General features: G+C 63.2%; 15 protein-coding genes. 9 read left to right on the forward strand and 6 right to left on the reverse strand.

Translation table 11 applies throughout. The features are described 5' to 3' along the window. Positions 1-19: 19 nt before the first annotated feature. Entirely contained in the window at positions 20-268 is a 249-nt protein-coding gene (locus BLW71_RS21825; RefSeq protein ID WP_091801359.1) for a hypothetical protein, read from the reverse strand. A gap of 305 nt (positions 269-573) precedes the next feature. On the opposite strand from BLW71_RS21825, the gene BLW71_RS21830 reads away from it, so the two are divergent. Then, positions 574-1,386, forward strand: a complete 813-nt coding sequence (locus tag BLW71_RS21830) for a VOC family protein (RefSeq protein WP_091801362.1) — start codon at positions 574-576, stop codon at positions 1,384-1,386. Between the two features lie 172 nt (positions 1,387-1,558). Here BLW71_RS21830 and BLW71_RS21835 read toward each other — a convergent pair whose 3' ends face one another. The 4 genes from BLW71_RS21835 to BLW71_RS21850 are packed head-to-tail and all read right to left on the reverse strand — an operon-like array spanning position 1,559 to position 6,279. Then, entirely contained in the window at positions 1,559-2,299 is a 741-nt protein-coding gene (locus BLW71_RS21835) for an ABC transporter ATP-binding protein (protein WP_286162072.1), read from the reverse strand. 56 nt (positions 2,300-2,355) lie between these two features. Further along, complete coding sequence (locus BLW71_RS21840; protein ID WP_091801368.1) at positions 2,356-3,225, reverse strand: ABC transporter ATP-binding protein; 870 nt, start codon at positions 3,223-3,225, stop codon at positions 2,356-2,358. A gap of 11 nt (positions 3,226-3,236) precedes the next feature. Then, positions 3,237-5,060, reverse strand: a complete 1,824-nt coding sequence (locus BLW71_RS21845) for an ABC transporter permease (RefSeq protein ID WP_091801372.1) — start codon at positions 5,058-5,060, stop codon at positions 3,237-3,239. 40 nt (positions 5,061-5,100) lie between these two features. After that, positions 5,101-6,279 (reverse strand): ABC transporter substrate-binding protein, encoded by a 1,179-nt coding sequence (locus tag BLW71_RS21850; RefSeq protein WP_091801375.1) that lies wholly within the window; start codon positions 6,277-6,279, stop codon positions 5,101-5,103. 338 nt (positions 6,280-6,617) lie between these two features. Between BLW71_RS21850 and BLW71_RS21855 the strand changes: the two genes are divergently transcribed. The 5 genes from BLW71_RS21855 (at position 6,618) to BLW71_RS21875 (ending at position 11,589) form a co-directional block, all read left to right on the forward strand. Further along, entirely contained in the window at positions 6,618-7,640 is a 1,023-nt protein-coding gene (locus BLW71_RS21855) for a LysR family transcriptional regulator (RefSeq protein ID WP_091801378.1), read from the forward strand. Beyond that, positions 7,637-9,127, forward strand: a complete 1,491-nt coding sequence (locus BLW71_RS21860; protein ID WP_091801382.1) for an NAD(P)-binding domain-containing protein — start codon at positions 7,637-7,639, stop codon at positions 9,125-9,127. The genes BLW71_RS21855 and BLW71_RS21860 overlap by 4 nt, the downstream gene beginning before the upstream one ends. A 26-nt stretch (positions 9,128-9,153) precedes the next feature. Continuing rightward, positions 9,154-9,714 carry a CMD domain protein gene (locus BLW71_RS21865; RefSeq protein ID WP_091801384.1) on the forward strand — a complete coding sequence of 187 codons (561 nt, stop codon included), beginning with the start codon at positions 9,154-9,156 and terminating at the stop codon, positions 9,712-9,714. Continuing rightward, positions 9,711-10,286 (forward strand): peroxidase-related enzyme, encoded by a 576-nt coding sequence (locus BLW71_RS21870; RefSeq protein WP_091801386.1) that lies wholly within the window; start codon positions 9,711-9,713, stop codon positions 10,284-10,286. The genes BLW71_RS21865 and BLW71_RS21870 overlap by 4 nt, the downstream gene beginning before the upstream one ends. A gap of 127 nt (positions 10,287-10,413) precedes the next feature. Next, the gene (locus BLW71_RS21875) at positions 10,414-11,589 is read left to right on the forward strand and encodes an ABC transporter substrate-binding protein (protein WP_091801389.1); all 1,176 of its coding nucleotides are present in this window, start codon (positions 10,414-10,416) and stop codon (positions 11,587-11,589) included. Positions 11,590-11,741: 152 nt separating this feature from the next. Here the strand turns inward: BLW71_RS21875 and BLW71_RS21880 are convergent, their stop codons facing one another. Next, positions 11,742-13,331, reverse strand: coding sequence for an ABC transporter substrate-binding protein (locus BLW71_RS21880; protein ID WP_091801392.1), 1,590 nt, complete (start codon positions 13,329-13,331; stop codon positions 11,742-11,744). Between the two features lie 468 nt (positions 13,332-13,799). On the opposite strand from BLW71_RS21880, the gene BLW71_RS21885 reads away from it, so the two are divergent. The 3 genes from BLW71_RS21885 to BLW71_RS21895 all read left to right on the forward strand — a co-directional run bounded on the left by BLW71_RS21885 (position 13,800) and on the right by BLW71_RS21895 (position 17,814). Then, positions 13,800-15,020 carry an LLM class flavin-dependent oxidoreductase gene (locus BLW71_RS21885; RefSeq protein ID WP_091801395.1) on the forward strand — a complete coding sequence of 407 codons (1,221 nt, stop codon included), beginning with the start codon at positions 13,800-13,802 and terminating at the stop codon, positions 15,018-15,020. A 71-nt stretch (positions 15,021-15,091) separates the two neighbouring features. After that, positions 15,092-16,153, forward strand: coding sequence for an ABC transporter substrate-binding protein (locus BLW71_RS21890; RefSeq protein ID WP_091801398.1), 1,062 nt, complete (start codon positions 15,092-15,094; stop codon positions 16,151-16,153). A 41-nt stretch (positions 16,154-16,194) separates the two neighbouring features. Beyond that, positions 16,195-17,814 carry an ABC transporter substrate-binding protein gene (locus BLW71_RS21895; RefSeq protein WP_091801401.1) on the forward strand — a complete coding sequence of 540 codons (1,620 nt, stop codon included), beginning with the start codon at positions 16,195-16,197 and terminating at the stop codon, positions 17,812-17,814. The last annotated feature ends 1 nt before the right edge of the window (position 17,815 follow it).

Genomic DNA, 17,815 nt, shown 5'->3' on the forward strand with positions numbered 1-17,815 from the left:
CCTGCTGTCCGCAGTCGCCTCAATCCGGCGGTATTTCCAGCGGCACGACGAACATGCCGGCGGTGTATTCCATATGGAAGTACCCGGAGCGTGCGTAGGTGGCGATGCGTTCGAGCCGCTCCTGCGATTGGGCACCGTCATTGGGAACAGGCCTTTCGCCGGCCGATTGATCAAACGTAATCGGCGCGCGCCTTGCGAACTGCTTTTTCAGGGCGCGAATGGGATGTCGAAGTCCGACCTGGAAAAATGTCGCTGAAAGCGTGGCCATACGGCCTCCGTCGATTCGTTGCCATACGAACGAATCTAACGGCCAGCAAAACGAAGCGCAAACAAGGTTTTGTGGATTGGTTTTCGTGGAACGTATCAAACGCAAATGACGCCGGGCGTGCGGATGACGGAATAAGGTTGCGAGAAAAAATCGGTTCAGTCGCCCGGTGCGCGCGGATAAAGTGGCTCGGCAATGCTTGGCGCGACTATCCACGCACCGCACTATGCAATCGACAATCCGTTGCTAGTGTTTTTGCCCACGGCTTCGCATACTCATCGGTCACCCTCCTGAGGAGTCAAGCCGGCATGTCCCTTTCACTCGACCACGTCGTGATCCGCGTGCAGGATCTCGAACAGACCATCGCTCATTTCAGCGCACTCGGCTTTACGGTGCAGCGCGGCGGCACGCACGCCGACGGCGCCACTCACAACGCGCTGATCGGTTTCGCGGACGGCAGCTATTTCGAACTGATCGCCTTTCTGCGGGACGCACCGGAACATCGCTGGTGGGACGCCGGTAATCGGGTCGGCGACGGCTTCGTCGATTTCGCGCTCCTGCCGCAGTCGGTCGCGGCAACGATCGATGCCGCTCACGGGCGCGGCCTGCTCTACGACGGCCCGATTGCCGGCGGACGCGTGCGCCCTGACGGCGAGCGGCTCGAATGGCAGATCGGCAAGCCGCGCAGCGCCGACCTGCCCTTTCTGTGCGGGGATTTGACACCGCGCCGCTTACGCGTCGCCGAAGGTGACGTGCGCCATCACCCCAACGGCGCGCGCGGCGTGGCGAACATCACGCTTGCCGTGCACGATCTGGATGCCAGCCTCGCGCGGTATCGTGCGCTGCTCGGTGAATTCAGCGTGCAGCGCGCGCCTTTGCCAGGGTACGGTATCCGGTTCGCGATCCTGCCGCTCGGCACGACGACGTTGACGCTCGTCAGCCCGTCACGCCCGCGTCACGAACCCGTTGAAGGTCTGGCATCCGACATTCGGGATTATCTGGCCACACGCGGCGAAGGCGTCTTCGCCGTTGCATTGGAAACGCATGCAGGTGGCTCGCCGCGTGAATTCGCGCGCGAACTCACACACGGTGCCACCCTCGAACTCGTGGCGGGTTCCTGATCCCCGAATGTCGGAGAGTCGGCCGTCAACTGACCGCCGACTGATCGCCGACGGCCTGCCGCTCCGGCCGCCCGCTATGTTCATCGCGCCCACCGGCCACCGTCGCGCCGCAAAGGACAACGGACGCTACGGCAACGACCCGCGCCGTGCCGCGAACGCTATAGCCTCCCGTTCACGATGCCGTTTCCGCCGCAAGCGACCCGCCAAGATAAGCATCGCGAATCCGCTGATCACCGAGCAGTTCGCTTGCGGTGCCGGACAACACCACTCGGCCGGTCTGCAACACATAGCCGCGATGCGCGATCTGCAAGGCAAGGCTCGCATTCTGTTCGACCATGAAGAACGTAATGCCCTGCCGGTTGATGGTCTGGATCAGCTCCAGCACCTTGTCGACATAGAGCGGCGACAGCCCCATGGTCGGCTCGTCCATGCAGACGAGCGCCGGGCGGCTCATCAGTGCGCGCGCCATGGCCAGCATCTGCTGCTCACCGCCCGAGAGCGTGCCGGCGCGTTGCGTCAGGCGCTCTTTCACGCGGGGGAACAGGTCGAGCATGCGTTCATAGTCCGCGGCGATACCGGCGCGGTCGTTGCGCGTGAAGGCGCCCATCAGCAGGTTCTCGCGCACTGTCATGTCGCCGAACAGGCGGCGCGCTTCCGGCACGGAAGCGATCCCGCGCCGCACGATCTGCGAGGTTGGCAGGCCGTTCAACGGCTTGCCGTCGAAGTTGATCGTACCGTTTCGCGGTTTGTGCAGGCCGAGGATCACTTTCATCGCCGTCGATTTGCCGCTTGCGTTGCCCCCCAGCAGGCTCACGATCTCGCCGCGCCCAATGCTGAGATTCAGGCCGAAGTGCACCTGAATCTGCCCATAGAACGTGTCGATCTGGTCGAGTGTCAGCAACGGCTCTGTCATGGCTTGTTCAGTTGTGGGTAAATCATTCGATGACACGAGATGCAGGCTGGAGCTCGTCATGCGGCGGCCGTTTCGTTGCGGCCGGCCTGCACGCCAACTTGACGATGCCCAAGGTAGGCTTCGATCACCGCGGGATCGTTGCGCACCTCGTCCGGCAGACCGGACGCGATCTTGCGGCCGTCGTCGAGTACGAACACGCGGTCGGAGAGACGCATCACCAGGTCGAGCTTGTGTTCGATCAGCAGGATCGTGAGTCCGTCGCGTTTCAGTTCGAGAATCAGTTCGAGCATTTCCGCGGTCTCGGACTCGTTCATGCCGGCAGTCGGCTCGTCGAGCAAGAGAATGCGCGGACGCAGCGCCAGCGCGCGCGCAATCTCGACACGCCGGCGGTTCGCGTAGGACAGGCTGTGCGCCGGCTCGTCGATGCGAGGCGCGAGGCGTGTGCCGAAGCGCGCAAGCAGCGCCTTCACTTCGTCGCGCAATTCGGCTTCCTCGCGGCGCAGCGCCGCGGGCCCGACCAGCGCACGCAGCACTTCGGCGAACGCTCCAACAACGGGCCAGCCGCGCCGCGTCATCGCAAGACGCGCGTGCGCGCCGATCAGCACATTGTCCAGCACGCTCAGGTTGCCGAACACCCGCCCATGCTGGAACGTCCGGGCGACGCCGCGCGCGGCGAGCTGTTCCGGCGCCATGCCGGTCACGTCTTCGCTGCCGAAGCGCACCGAGCCGGAGTCGGGCGTATCGATTCCGGTCAGCAGATTGAACAGCGTGGATTTACCCGCGCCGTTCGGTCCGATCACGCTCACGCATTCGCCGCGCGCAACCGACAGGTTGACCTCGTCGACGGCGACGAGGCCGCCGAAGCGCCGCGTCACGCGCCGCACGTCGAACAGAATGTCCGCACCACCACTGGAAGAAGTTGTCATGGTCGTCCCCGTCATACCGCGCCGAACAGGCCCTGCGGCCTGAAACGCACCAGCAGAAGCAGAATCACGCCGTAGATCAGCATCCGGTAATCGGCGGCGAAGCGGAAGAGTTCGGGCAGGCTGATGAGTGCGATCGCCCCCGCCACCGCGCCAACCACGCTGCCCAGGCCGCCGAGGATCACCATGGTCAGCGCAAGGATCGACACTTGCGAGTCGAAGGTCTGATAGTTGATGTAGCTGTACAGATGCGCCGCAATGCCGCCGCCGATGCCGGCCGCCAATCCACCGCACGCGAATGCGATGGCCTTGTAGCGGTTGGGCCGCACGCCATACGCGCGCGCCGCGACGTCGTCCTCGCGGATCGCGCGCCAGGTGCGGCCCAGATGCGAGCGCAGCAGCCGTACTTGCAGCAGCGCAAGCAGCACGAGTACCGCAAGCGTGAACCAGTAAACCGCACGCACGCCCGTCAACTGCCAGCCGAACAGCGACAACGGCGGAATGCCGGTAATGCCGACCGGCCCGCGCGTCAGGCTATCCCAGTTCAGCACCACCAGTCCGATGATCTCGCCGATGCCGAGCGTGGCAATCGACACGTAATGTCCGCGCAGCCTGAAAGACGGATACACCAGCAGCGTGCCGATAGCCGCGGTGATGAGGCCGGCGAGCGGAATCGTCACGGCGGGCGACCAGCCCAGATTCACCGAGAGCAGCGCAGACGCATAAGCGCCGATCAGCAGCAGTGCCGCGTGGCCCAGCGAAATCTGCCCGACGGTCCCCGCGACGAGTGTCAGGCTGAGCGCGAGCAGGCCATAGATCCAGCCGTTGGTCAGCGTCTGAAGCACATAGGCCGACGGGGTCGCGAACGGCAGCACGAAGGCGAGCGCCACCACCGCGACGATCACGCGGCGCGGAATCCTGACCGCCTTGCGGTTCGACAGGAACGTGCCCGTGAGCGGCTCGGGCGGCAGCCGGCGGCTCGAACTGAAGAGCCCGTTGGGCCGCCATACTAGAAAGGCCAGCAGCAGCACGAACGCGAACAGGTCGCGATAGCTCGTGCCAAACAACGCGACGCCATAGCTCTCCACGAGCCCCAGCAGCAGGCTGCCGGCGATTGCGCCCGGCACGTTGCCCAGCCCGCCGATCAGCAGTGCGACGACGCCTTTCAGCGTAGCCTGAAAGCCCATCGCCGGATCGATGCTGTTGTAGTACATGCCGACCAGCAAACCGCTCAGGCCGCCGAGCCCGCAAGCAATCGCGAACACCGCCTGATTCACGGCATTCACGTTCACGCCCATCTGCTGCGCGGCGTCGCGATCCTGCGCGGTGGCGCGCACAGCCCAGCCGAGCCGCGTGAAGCGCAGGAACACGTAGAGCACGGCCGCGGCGCCGATGCCGATCGCCGCGATCAGCAGATCGAGCGAACCGAGCGTCGCCCCGCCGAGCGAGAGCGTCCAATCCGGCAACGGGCTCGGCACCGGACGCGGATCCGGGCCGAAGACGATTTGCGCGAGCTGGTCGAGCACGAAACTGATGCCGATCGTGGCCAGCAGCGGCGCGATACGCGCGGCGCCCTGCAACGGCCGCAAGCCGATCCGTTCGATAAGGATGCCGAGCAGCGCGCAACCCGCGATGGTCGCGACGAGCGCGACCGGGAGCGGCAAGCCGAGCCGCGTCAGGCACAGCCAGCCGATGAAGCCGCCGACCATGTACACGGAACCATGCGCGAAATTGATCAGATGCGAGACGCCGAAGATCAGCGCGAGGCCGACCGCCAGCAGCGCATAGATATTGCCGACGATCAATCCGTTGATCGTGTAGTCGAACCAGGCCGTCATAGCGTGTCAGTCCCGTAGCCCGCATTGATGGTGCTTTCGATCATTGCGCGCGCACGGCGCTCACGCCGTCCCACAACGCGAATTTACCGTCCTTGACGACCAGATCCAGGTTCTTTGCACCGGCCACGCGGCGCGTTTGCGGATCGAATTTGAACTTGCCGAAAATCACGCTCGGCACGTCGTTGATCTTCGCGAATCCGTCGTGCACGGCCGTGCGGTCGGCGCCATAGCGGCGGATTACCTCGCTCGCCAGAATCATCGCGTCGTAGGCGCGCGCGGCGAACGTGTCCGGCTCGGCGTTATATCTGGCGCGGTAACGCTGTACGAAGCTCTGCACTTCCGGGCGCGGGTCGCCGGGGAAAAAGTTCGATTCGGTGTAGACGCCGTTCACCGCGGGTCCGCCCAGGTCGAGAAATTTGGGCGAATACACCGAGCCGACAGCCGCGATCGGTGTATGCACGCCTGCTGCTCGCGCCTGGCGAACGATCTGCGCACCGTCTGAATAGTACGAAATCAGGACGATCGAATCCGGCTCCGCGCTGCGCACGCGCGTGAGCGTCGCGCGAAAGTCTTTCTCGTTCGGCTGATAGGCCTCGGCCGCGACGACCTCCGCGCCGTTCGACGTGACGGCTTTCGCGAAGATGTCCTTGCTGGTGCGGCCCCAGTCGGTGTTCAGATACAGCACGGCGATCTTTTTAAAGCCGAGCCCTTTGGTGACGTAGCGTGCAAGCATCGGCTGTTCCTCCGCCTGGCTGATCGCCGTGCTCCACATATAGTCGCCGCCCTTGGTGAAGTCCGGGTGCGAGTTGGTGAAGCCGAACTGCACGAGGCCAGCGCGCTGGTAAACCGGCGACGCGGCCATCGACGCTCCGCTCGACAGATCACCCAGTTCGAGGAGGATGCGTTTGTCGTCGACGAATTTCTGCGCGATCGCGACAGCCTGGCGCGGATCGCTGCGGCTGTCCTCGAAGTCGTAACTGAGCGGATGACCATTAATGCCGCCATTGCCGTTGATCTGCTCGAGCGCGAGATCGAAGCCGCGCTTCCACTGCTCGCCGTATTGCGCGTCCTGTCCGCTCAGCGGTCCGGTCACGCCGACCCAGTAGGGATCCGCCGCGTGTGCAGCAGGCATTGCGCCGCCCAAAGCAATAGTCAGTGCGCCAGCCAGTTGAAGCAGCGTGCGGGCTGCACCGCGCTTGTTGTTCCACAGAATCGACATGCTTTTCTCACGCTATGTAATTGAGTGAGACGATGTAACCATGTCGCCTGGAAGCCGGCCAACGAAGATAACGGTCAAAGCTTATTCCCGTGAGTCCGCCAAGCTTATGAGTGTGAGCGATTACGCCGTGCGCCGAGCTTCTGCGCTGCTGCGGCCAATACAAAAAAGCCCTTGTTTCATGGCACTTTTCGCACTTTCAGCGGGAGGCTGATTGGCTCACGGCAGTTGCGCGCGTGCCGGAGGACCGCAACTTTCGTCAATTGCATAGCCGAATTTATTATAAGAATCGAGCATGAAACGGCCTCTAGAATGCACCCATCACATGGATGAGGCATCGCATGGAGTTGCATCAACTCGAAGCGTTCTCAGCAGTCATGTCGGCGGGCAGCATAACCGGCGCGGCTCGCCTGCTGCGCCGCTCGCAGCCGGGCGTGACGAGAACGATCCAGGATCTCGAACAGGAGATCGGCTATGCACTGTTCGACCGGAAAGGGCCACGCGTCACGCCGACGAGTCGCGCATTTCAGCTTTATGACGAAGTGGAGCGTTCGCTGATCGGCCTCGATGCGATCCGAGCCAGTGCGCGCGCCATCGGCCGCGACGAACCCATGCCGCTGCGCGTCGTGGCAACGCCCGCGCTCGCCGCGGCGCTGGCGCCGCGCGCGCTCGCGAAGCTGAACCAGGCGGCCGCGCAAGCAGGCACACGCGGCAACACGCAACTGCGCAGCGCGTCCGCCGAGCAGGTCGTGCAGGCGTTGCTCTCGCGTGCCGCCGATGTCGGCATCGCCACGCTTCCACTCGATCATGCGGCCCTCGATGTGCACTACATCATCGAAGCACCGTGTGTTGCCGTGCTGCATCGCGACGACCCGCTGGCGCAAACCGCCGTGTTGCCGCTCGCGCGTCTCGCCGGACAGCCGGTCTCGACGCTGGCGAACCGCTACCGGCTGCGCAACAGGATCGATCGCGCGTTCGATCAGGCCGGCATTGCGCTCCTCGCCGCGCTGGAAACCAACGCGTCGCTCAACGCGATGATGGCGGCGCAGGAGAAGCTCGGCGTCGCCATTGTCGATCCGGTGACGGCGTTCGGGCTGCGCCTCGCCGATGTCGAAGTGCGGCCTCTCGACGTGCCGATCCCGTTTCTGTATGGCGTTGTCACGCTGTCGGGCCGACCGCGCACTCCCGCAATGGACGCGATGATCGACGCCCTCGCTGAAGTCTCACACGCTCTGCTGCCCGGCGCGGTGCGCCACGCGGCGTCGCAGCATGGCGCACTGGTCGCTCACGATCGCATGGATAGCGCGGACAACGCTGGCGATTCCGATTCCTCCTCTCATCGCGACACCGGAGTTCCGGCATGACCGTATTGAATCCACCACCCGCCGCCGACGGCCTGGCCGCGCTCGAAGCCCGGCTTCGCGAAGACCTCGACTGGCTCGAACTGCCAGCGCCTTCCTGGGTGCCCGCGCGAAACGTCGGGGCGCAACGCGTGCTCGATGTCGCCATCATCGGCGCCGGCATGGCCGGACTCGCGGCGAGTGCCGAGTTGCGCCTGCTGGGCATCGACAACCAGAAGCTCTTCGATCAGGCGCCGGCGGGCCGCGAAGGTCCGTGGGTCACCTACGCGCGGATGCAGACCCTACGCTCGCCGAAACAGCTGACCGGGCCCGCGCTCCGTCTGCCCGCCCTGACCTTTCGCGCATGGTACGAAGCCCAGTTCGGTCGCGAACAATGGGACGCGCTCTACAAGATTCCGCGTACGCAGTGGATGGACTATCTGCGCTGGTATCGCCGCGTGCTTGAACTGCCGGTGCGCAACGACACTTGCGTCGAAAAATTGCGCCCACGCAGCGATGGCCTGATCGAACTCGATCTCCTCGGCGGAGCGGCGAACGACACCAGTCGCGCACGGCGCGAAATGGTGCTTGCCCGGCATGTCGTGCTGGCAACCGGACGCGAGGGCCTGGGCGGCCCCTTCATTCCCGAGGTCGCACGCGAACTTCCCGCCCACCTGCGCGCGCACTCGTCGGATGCGATCGACTTCGCCGCGTTGCGCGGCAAGCGTGTCGGCGTGGTGGGTGCAAGCGCGTCGGCGTTCGACAATGCCGCGAGCGCGCTCGAAGCCGGCGCGGCGCAAGTCGATCTGTTCGTGCGACGCGACGCGCTGCCTCGCATCAACAAGTTGACCGGCATTGGCAGCCCCGGGCTCGTACACGGTTTCGCCAGCCTGCCTGACGAATGGAAATGGCGCTTTCTGCACTACTCCGCCCAGACTCAGGCGCCGCCGCCGCGTGATAGCGTGCTGCGCGTCGCGAAGTATGCTCACGCGAAGCTGCATCTTGCCAGCCCGCTCACGCGCGTAAGCCACGAGGACGACACGGTCGTCGTCGCTACGCCGAGGGGCCGCTACGCGCTCGATTACCTGATCTTCGCGACCGGTTTTCACGCCGAGATCGACACCCGCGACGAGTTTGCGCTGATCGCGCCGCATGTGCGCCGCTGGCGTGACCGCTTCGAACCCGCGTGCGAACTGCCGAGCGACGACCTCGGCAGCTCGCCGGACCTGGATCGCAACTTTGCCTTGCAGGAACGGATCGCGGGCACATGTCCGGCGCTCTCGCGCATTCACTCATTCAATCACGGCGCGAGTCTGTCGCACGGCAAGATCGCCGGCGACATTCCCGCGATTAGCGACGGCGCGCAACGTCTCGCGCGCGCCATTGCAGCCATGCTGTTCGACGCCGACCGGGACACGCACTACGCCGCGCTGCAGGCATTCGACACCGCCGAGCTTGCCGGAGACGAATGGGCCGACGCCGACGCGCCCGTAATCGACACCACCGCCTGACTCTCCCCTGACGAGACCTATCACTCATGTCTTCTTCATTGACCGATCACACATCCACTGCCGCAACCGACGACTTCGTCGCAGCGTTGGCGGGGCTCGCGCCCGACAGCCCTGTCGCTGCGTTGCGCGCCTTCCTCGGTGACGCAACCCGCTATACGCAAGGCAGTCACGACGCGCTGTTCTCTGACGACGTCGTCGATCTGACGCTGCGCGAGCGGCTCTACGCGGCGTGGTATGCGGCGCTGCTCTCGCGCTCGGAGCAGACCGCGCAAGCATATCGCGACCGCTTGCTGGCGCTCGAACCGGACGCGGAGACAGGTGCGCACGCAACGAGCACGTTGATCGATGCCATCGCGCAACATCGCACGGGGCGCGACGTGACGGCCGACCCGCGGCTCGCGGCGATCCTTGTGCATACCGAAGCACTCGTATTGCAGCCTGCCGCGACCGGCAAACCGGCCCTCTCGGCGCTACAGTCAGCCGGTCTGACGACGCGTGCGATCGTCGCACTCGCGCAACTCGTCGCATTCGTCACGTATCAGGTGCGAGTCGTCGCCGCGTTGCGCGCGCTGGAGGCACGAGCATGAGCACGGATCACGGCTTCACCTCGCAGACCCTCGGCTGGCGCGCATGGCTCGATACCGTCCCGCTCGCGCAGGCATCGCCCGCGCAGACGGCGGTGCTCGAAGCGAGCCATCCCCAGGCGAAGACTTCGGACTATTACCTGCTGCTCGTGCACGAAGCGGAAATCCTCCGGCAGCGCTCCGGTGCGTTCAACAGCATCATGTACGCGCCAGGCGGCCTCTCGCGCGCGGAGCGCGAGCTTGCGAGCACGGTTGTCTCGCGGGTCAATGGCTGCGTGTACTGCGCCTCGGTGCATGCGCAGCGCTTCCAGCAACTCGCGAAACGCGACGACGTAATCCAGCAGATCTTCTCGGACCCGCAGACTGCGGGCACGACGGAGCGCGAACGCGCCATCGTGAAGTACGCGATCGATCTCACGCTGCATCCTGAAGCGCTCAGCCGGGCCTCGCTCGACGCGCTGCGCCGCGCAGGGCTCGACGATACGCAGATTCTCGACTTAAGCCAGGCGATTGCGATCTTCGCGTGGGCGAACCGGCTGATGCTGACGCTCGGTGAGGCCGTGTTTCCGGCGTAGGTCGGGCTTCGCATTGCATTGACCTCGCATCGCGCCGGCTGGCGAATATGGATATGCGAATCGCTTCGTTGTCGCACGATGTGATGCGTTAGAGACTCGCAGTCCAACTCATTTCGGGAAAATACTCATGTCTGCCTCGCGTCCTTTCTTGCCGTTCCGGCGACTCTTCACGCTTGCCGGCGCCGCACTTGCCTTCTCCGTTTACGGTGTGTCTTCCGCGGCGCCGGCCACCGGCGAGCCGGTATTCTTCGGCGTAAGCGGACCACTGACCGGCCCGAATGCGCAATATGGCGCGCAATGGAAAGCCGGCTTCGACCTCGCGCTCGACGAGATCAACAGCCAGGGCGGCATCAACGGCCGACCCTTGCAGTACGTGTTCGAAGACAGTCAAAGCGATCCGCGCCAGGCGGTCGGCATTGCGCAGAAGTTTGTCGACGACAAGCGCATCCTGATCGAACTCGGCGATTTTTCGAGTCCGGCTTCGATGGCGGCCTCGCCGATCTATCAGCGTGCCGGCCTCGTGCAGTTGGGTTTCACTAACTCGCATCCTGACTTCACCAAGGGCGGAGACTTCATCTGGAGCCCGTCCGTCAGCCAGGCAGACGCGCAACCGCTGCTCGCGGACCTGGCCGTCAAGCAGGGTTTCAGGCGCATCGCCGTGCTGTTCCAGAACACGGATTGGGGCCGCGCCAGTAAGGACGTATTCGTGAAGGCGGCGGCCGCGCGTGGCGCACAGGTCGTGGCCGCCGAAGGTTATCAGCCCACCGACAAGGATTTTCGCGCCACGCTGCTGCGCGTGCGTGATACGAAGCCCGATGCACTGGTGCTGATTTCCTACTACTCGGACGGCGCGCAGATCGTGCGCCAGGCACGTACGAGTGGCATCAGCCTGCCGATCGTGGCCGCCAGTTCCGTGTACTCGCCGAAGTTCATGGAACTGGGTGGTGAGGCCGTCAACGGTGTGACCACCAATACCAGCTTTTTCCCGGGCGATCCCAGCCCCGAAGTTCAGCATTTCGTTCGTGGCTTCGAGGCGAAATATCACCATCAACCGGACGCCTTCAACGCGTTTGCTTACGACGCCACGATCATCGCCGCTTATGCGTTGCGCGCCGGCGGTCTCGATCGCCGAGCCGTGCGTGATGCGTTGCCAAAGTTGCATGACGTGCCCAGCGTCGTGTTCGGCAAGGCGACTTTCGATCCGGCGACGCGCCGCGTGATCGGCGTGAAAAGCGTCAACCTCGCAGTCGAAAGTGGCGAGTGGGCGCTTCTTGGCAGCAAGACTGCGGTGGCGGCGAAGTGAGTGCGGGATGTCCGGCGGCACTCGGAGGCGTGAGCCTTGCCGAGGTTGCCGGACGGTCTGGATGCAAAGCGCGCCGCATAAGTGGTTCTGATCAGGCCGGGCGGGAAGTCGAGGGGAGGCGGACACTCCCTTCCCCTTTCTCTCCACACGCTCTACGGCTGAATATACAAATCAGCAAAATTCCCGCGCAACCCTTCCCCGGTCGGCGCATAGTCCCTCACCTTCTTCGAAACGACCGTAATGCTTGGATTCGCGCCGAACTCGATCGACGGAATGTCGTCGTGAACGATCTGCTGGAACTGGATGAATAGCTGACGGCGCTTTGCTTCGTCGGTCTCAACGGAGGCGGCTTCGAGCAAACGGTCGACCTCCGGGTTCGAATAGTGCGCCGCATTGGAGAACGGCAGTCCGATCTTGAAGTTCTTCGACCAGAAAACGCGTTGCACGCCCACTGTCGGGTCGAATACATTGGAGAGCGCTTCGAGCGTGATGTCGAAAGCGCGATCGGTATAAGCCTTCTTTACGTAGGTCGCGAAATCATAACTCTCGATCTCCCCATCGATCCCGATACGCGCCAACGACTGACGCACAAAATCCGCCGCCCGCGGATCCTGGAACGGATTGAACAGCAATCGCAGTTTGAAGCGCTTTCCGTCCGCGCCGCGCTTCAAGCCGGCCGCATCCAGCGCGGCATTGGCCTGAGCAATGTCATACGGAAAGTAATGAATGTCGGCGTCGTGATACTTCGTATTGGCCGTGCCGATCGGCGCAGCGGACACCTGGCCATAGCCATACCAGACCACGCGGTTCAATGCATTGACGTCGATTGCCTGTGAAATCGCTTTGCGCACGGCCTTGTCTTTGAGAACCGGCGTATCCAGGTTGAAGATCAACTGCTGATGGTTGCTCGCGTACGGCCAGTTGGTCGTATCCACATTGAACTCAGGCAGTGTCGTGAACCGCTTGACGTCCGCTAACGGAATCGCCTGATCGCCGAGATTGGCCGCACCCGATTCAAGCGCTGCCGCGCGGGCCGCGCCATCGGGAAGAAAGCGCACGATGATCTTGTCCACGTAGGGCTTGGGTTTGTCCCAGTAGTCCGGATTGCGTTCGAGCAGAATATAGCTGCCGTGAACAAACGATTTGTAAATGAACGGCCCCGTGCCGACCGGTGCGCTGTTATATGGGTTGGATCCGATGTCCGTCCCTTCGTACAAGTGCTTCGGCACGATCGGCGACTCGGAACCGGAAAGCGCGGTCAGCAGAAACGGCGCGGGTTTCGATAGTTCGATGATCGCGGTGTAAGGGTCCGGTGTCTTGACATCGGTGACGTTCGCGAACGTGCTCCGGCCGCGCGGATGCACCTGCTTGAGCGTCAGAATCGAAAAGGCAACGTCTGCGGAAGTAAACGGCTTGCCGTCGTGCCACTTTACGCCGTGGCGCAAATTGAAGCGATATTGAAGCCCGTCTTTGCTGACCGACCATGCGGTAGCCAGCAGCGGTTGAGGATTGAGGTCCTTGTCATAGGTCAGCAAGCCTTCCACCACCTTCGGGCCGATCTCTGCGTTACCGCCAGCGGTGGTGGTCAAAGGAACGATCGACGCAGGTTCAGGCGTGACGAGCCATGTGAGGGTTCCGCCATGATTGGGCGCCGCCAGAGCGGGCGCCGGACTGGCGGCAATCAGCGAGAAGGCGAACACCGCGGCGGAAAGGGTTCCGCACAAACCGTTTTGCAAGCTCATAGGTATCCTCTTTATTATAGGAATGTCGGATAGTAAGGCGGCTTGAAAGGAACGAAAAGCAAGCAAAAGTGATTAGCTTTGCATCCTATGTTTAGCGTGATTCAAGGCGCTTTCCGTAGCTCACTGACATGCCGCAACGTACCCACGCGCTTTGCTAACGCCGATTGCTCTTTTCCCGCCGCAAACTGCCGGTGTGTGCGCGCGTTCAACACTACTGTGCCGCCAGACGGTCTTCTCGTTCATCCTGCCATGCGCGATATCTCCGCTATAACAGCACGGCTTTGCAGCATCCGTCGCTTCAATTGAAAAGCAGAATTCATTGTTTTGCATTCCCAACCTTGCATGATCTACTGCGTTCACGCGAGCGTTGACGTGGTGGCGAGAATCGTTGCCGCCGCCAGTCACGTGCGATGGTCGACCGCCCATCGAATGCGCGCTCTTTACGCCAAAACGGGACGGACAATTACTGTGACTGATTCCATTCTCGCCGCTCCACCTGAGGCCTCGGCGCCTGCTGCTGAAGACAGGCGGGCTGCCACGCCATTCGTTCCAGTTCGATCACCGGCTGCATTCGCCGATAGCCCGGTCTCACGCGCCTTCGAACAGCCGCTGCTGCTGGGACTATTTCTGCCGATTCAGGCGGGCGGGTGGAGCGCGTCAACACTGCCTCGCTCCACCGATTGGAACTTCGATTACAACCTGGCACTGGTGCAAAAAGCCGAGGCATTCGGTTTCGATCTCGTCTTCGCGCTGTCGCAATGGCTGCCAAAAGGCGGCTACGGCGGCGTATTCAACGGTGAAGCGCTCGACTCGTTCATGTCGCTGGCCGCGATGACGGCGCGCACCGAGCGCATCATTCTGGTCGCCACCAGCCACGTGCTCTACGGGCCATGGCATCCGCTGCACTTCGCCAAATTCAGCGCGACGCTCGATCACATCTCGAAGGGACGGTGGGGCATCAATGTCGTCACCGGCCATCGCGCCATCGAGCATGAAATGTTCGGCTGGCATCGTATCGAACATGACCGGCGCTACGAACTTGCCGCCGAGTTTCTCGATGCCGTGCAGCAACTCTGGGCGCAGCCTGAAAATTTCAGCTTCGCCCCCGAGCTATCCAGCTGGAAGCTCGACAAGGCGTTCGTCACGCCGAAACCGAAATACGGCCGTCCGCTTCTCGTGAGTGCGACCGGTTCCGACGCGGGTATCGACTTCGCCGCCCGTTACTCGGACGTCGTGTTCATCACCAGTCCGGCCGGCTCCGAAATCGAAGCGGCGTTAGCGGCGCTGCCGGCGCATACGGCGCGCGTGAAGGCAACCGCCGCGAAGCACGGCCGCAAGATCCGCACCTTGATCAATCCAATGGTGATCTGCCGCGAGTCCGAGGCAGAAGCACGCGCCTATCACGACGCGATCGTGGCGCACGGTGACGAAGGCAGTTTTCATCGCTTCGACAGCGACGCGCACGCATGGCGCGGCAACGCTGAACAGCGCAATCAGGCCGCCGCCCGCGCGGTGGGCGGCAACATCGCGATGGTCGGCTCGCCGCAGCAGATCGCCGATTACATCGTGCGTTTGCATCAGGCCGGTATCGACGGCGTGCAGTTGAGCTTTTTCGATTTTCAGCCGGACCTCGATTTCTTCGGCGAGCGCGTGGTGCCGTTGTTGCGCGAAGCAGGCCTCCGGTACTGATTGCGCGCCCACCTTCGGATGCGAGAACCGCCTTCAGGTTGCCCGATAGTCTTCAATTACAAGGTCATTGTATGAGCCGCCTCTGGTACACGCGCTGCCCCGCCCCCACGCCATTCGGCATTGCCGTGCAGAAAGGCTGGCTCGAAGAAGAATTCGCGGCCGACGGAATCGATGTCAAAGCGCTACAGGACGCCGACGACGCGACGATCCGTCGCTCGCATTTCACGCATACGCAGCCCTGGTCGTTCCGTCAGGGCGGCAATATTCCCGCGCTCTGGGCGCGCGCACAAGGCAGCGACACGCGTCTGATCGGCCTGAGCTGGGTAGACGAATTCCAGGCCCTGATCACGCTCGACCGTCACCTCGAGGCGAGTCCGGATGCATTGGCCGGGCGTCGTTTCGGCTTTCCGCTCAATACGCGCGCGGGCGTAGTCGACTTTCATCGCGCCACCGCACTGCGCGGCTTTTCTTCGTTGCTGGGCGTGCTGGGCGTGCAACTCGAAGATATCGATCTGGTCGACCTGCTGCACACGCCGCGCAGTCTCGAAGACGCCAAACCCACCGCCGATGCGCCGCTCGCCGATTGGCTCGACGCGCAACGCTCTCACGAGTACGCCCGCGAGGCCGAAGCGCTGTTGCGCGGAGAAGCCGATGTCGTGTTCGTCAAAGGGGCGACGGGCCTCGATATCGCGAACCTGCTCGATGCGAAGATCCTCGTCGACATCAGCGCGCAGCCGAATCGCCTGCTCCACGCGAACAATGGCACGCCCCGGCCGTTGACGGTAGACGCGGGTCTGCTACGTGAACGCCCCGACCTGGTCGAGCGGGTGCTCGCGCGCACGTTGGATACCGGCGATTGGGCCGAGGCGCACACAGGGGATGTGGCGCTCTATGTCGCCCGCGAAACCCGCAGTGCCGAACATTGGGTGGAGCGCGCCTATCCCGGCGGGCTGCATCGACAATTGACGATAGGGCTCGACCCGCAGGCGCTCGCGGCGCTCGCCGACTTCAAGCGCTTTCTTTTCAAGTGGGGCTTCATTGCATCGGATTTCGATTTCGACGCATGGGTCGACCCCGCGCCACTTCACGCCGCGCTCGCGCGCCGGCCCGCGCTGGCGGCATTCGCAAACTGAACCCGCTTCTTCACCCCTTTCTTCTCTCACACAACCATACGATGACCTATGTCACAACGCAGGCGACGCCAAGCCGCCGCGGCGCGCGCCTGTTCAAAGGCGCGCTCGGTCTGGCAGTCACCCTGATCGTTACACTGTTTGCTGCGCACGCGCAGGCGCAGACTCGCGGCGGCACGCTCAATTTCATCGTTACGCCGGAGCCAACCGCGCTCGTGGACCTCGCCACCACGGCGACCAACGTGCTCAAGGTCAGCCCGAAAGTCGTGGAAGGCTTGCTGGAATACGACTTCAAGTTTCAACCGAAAGCTTCGCTCGCCACCTCGTGGGAAGTGAGCGACGACAGCCGCAAATACGTTTTCCATCTGCGCCGCGGCGTGAAATGGCACGACGGCAAGCCCTTCACGTCCGCCGACGTAGCGTATTCGATCCAGACGCTCCGGCAGGTGCACCCGCGCGCCAAGACCACCTTCGCCAACGTTACCGATGTCGCGACGCCGGACCCTTATACCGTTGTCATCACGCTGTCGAAGCCGGCACCGTATCTGATCAAGGCGTTCTCTTCGTCGGAAACGCCGATCGTGCCGAAGCATATCTACGAAGGCACCGACGTGCTGACCAACCCCGCGAATAACGCGCCGATCGGAACCGGTCCGTTTCGCTTCGTCAAATGGGTGCGCGGCAGCTATGTCGAATACGTGCGCAACGACGACTACTGGGACAAAGGCAAGCCGTGGCTCGATCGCATTGTCGTCAAGGTGATCAACGATCCGGCCGCCCGCACCGTCGCTTTCGAAGACGGTTCCGTGGACCTGAGCGGCGACTCGCCCGTGCCGCTGTCCGATCTGGAGCGCCTCAAAGCCAACCCGAAGCTCGGACTCGAGACTCGCGGCTACGAGTTCCAGGCGGGCGTGGCGCGTATCGAGTTCAACCTCGACAACCCGGTATTGAAGAATCCGAAAGTGCGTCAGGCAATTGCTTCGGCGCTGGATCGTGAAGTGATTCGCAAGGTGATCTACTACGGCTACGCGACGCCGCTCGCCAGCCCGATCATTCCGTCGAGCCCCTACTACGACCCGGCGCCCACGCCCTATCCATTCAACGTGGAGCGTGCCAACGCGTTGCTCGACGAAGCGGGCTATCCGCGCAAAGCCGACGGCACGCGTTTCGCCCTTACCGTCGACCCCTTGCCGATCGGCGATCTGCCAGCGCGCACCGCCGCCTATGTCAAGTCGGCCCTCGCCCGTGTCGGCATTGCCGTCACCGTTCGCAGCCAGGATTTGCCTGCTTATCTGAAGCGAATCTACACCGACCGCGATTTCGATTTCTCGATCAATGGCATGAGCAATCTGTTCGATCCGGTGGTTGGTGTGGCACGTCTCTACACGACCAGCAATTTCCGGCGTGGCGTGCCCTTCACCAACGGCTCCCATTACAGCAATCCGGAGATCGATCAATTGTTCTCGCAGGTCGCCGAAGAAACCGACAACGCAAAACGCAAGCAACTCTTCTCGCAGATTCAGCGCATTCTCGAACGCGATCTGCCGGACATCAATCTGGTGTCGCCGCAATACCTGACCGTCTACTCGCGCGCGGTGCATAACCATACGACCTCGCCGGACGGCGTGTCGTCCAGTTTCGCCGACGTGTGGCTGCAACGCTAAC

Source organism: Burkholderia sp. WP9, assembly GCF_900104795.1.
GTDB lineage: Bacteria > Pseudomonadota > Gammaproteobacteria > Burkholderiales > Burkholderiaceae > Paraburkholderia.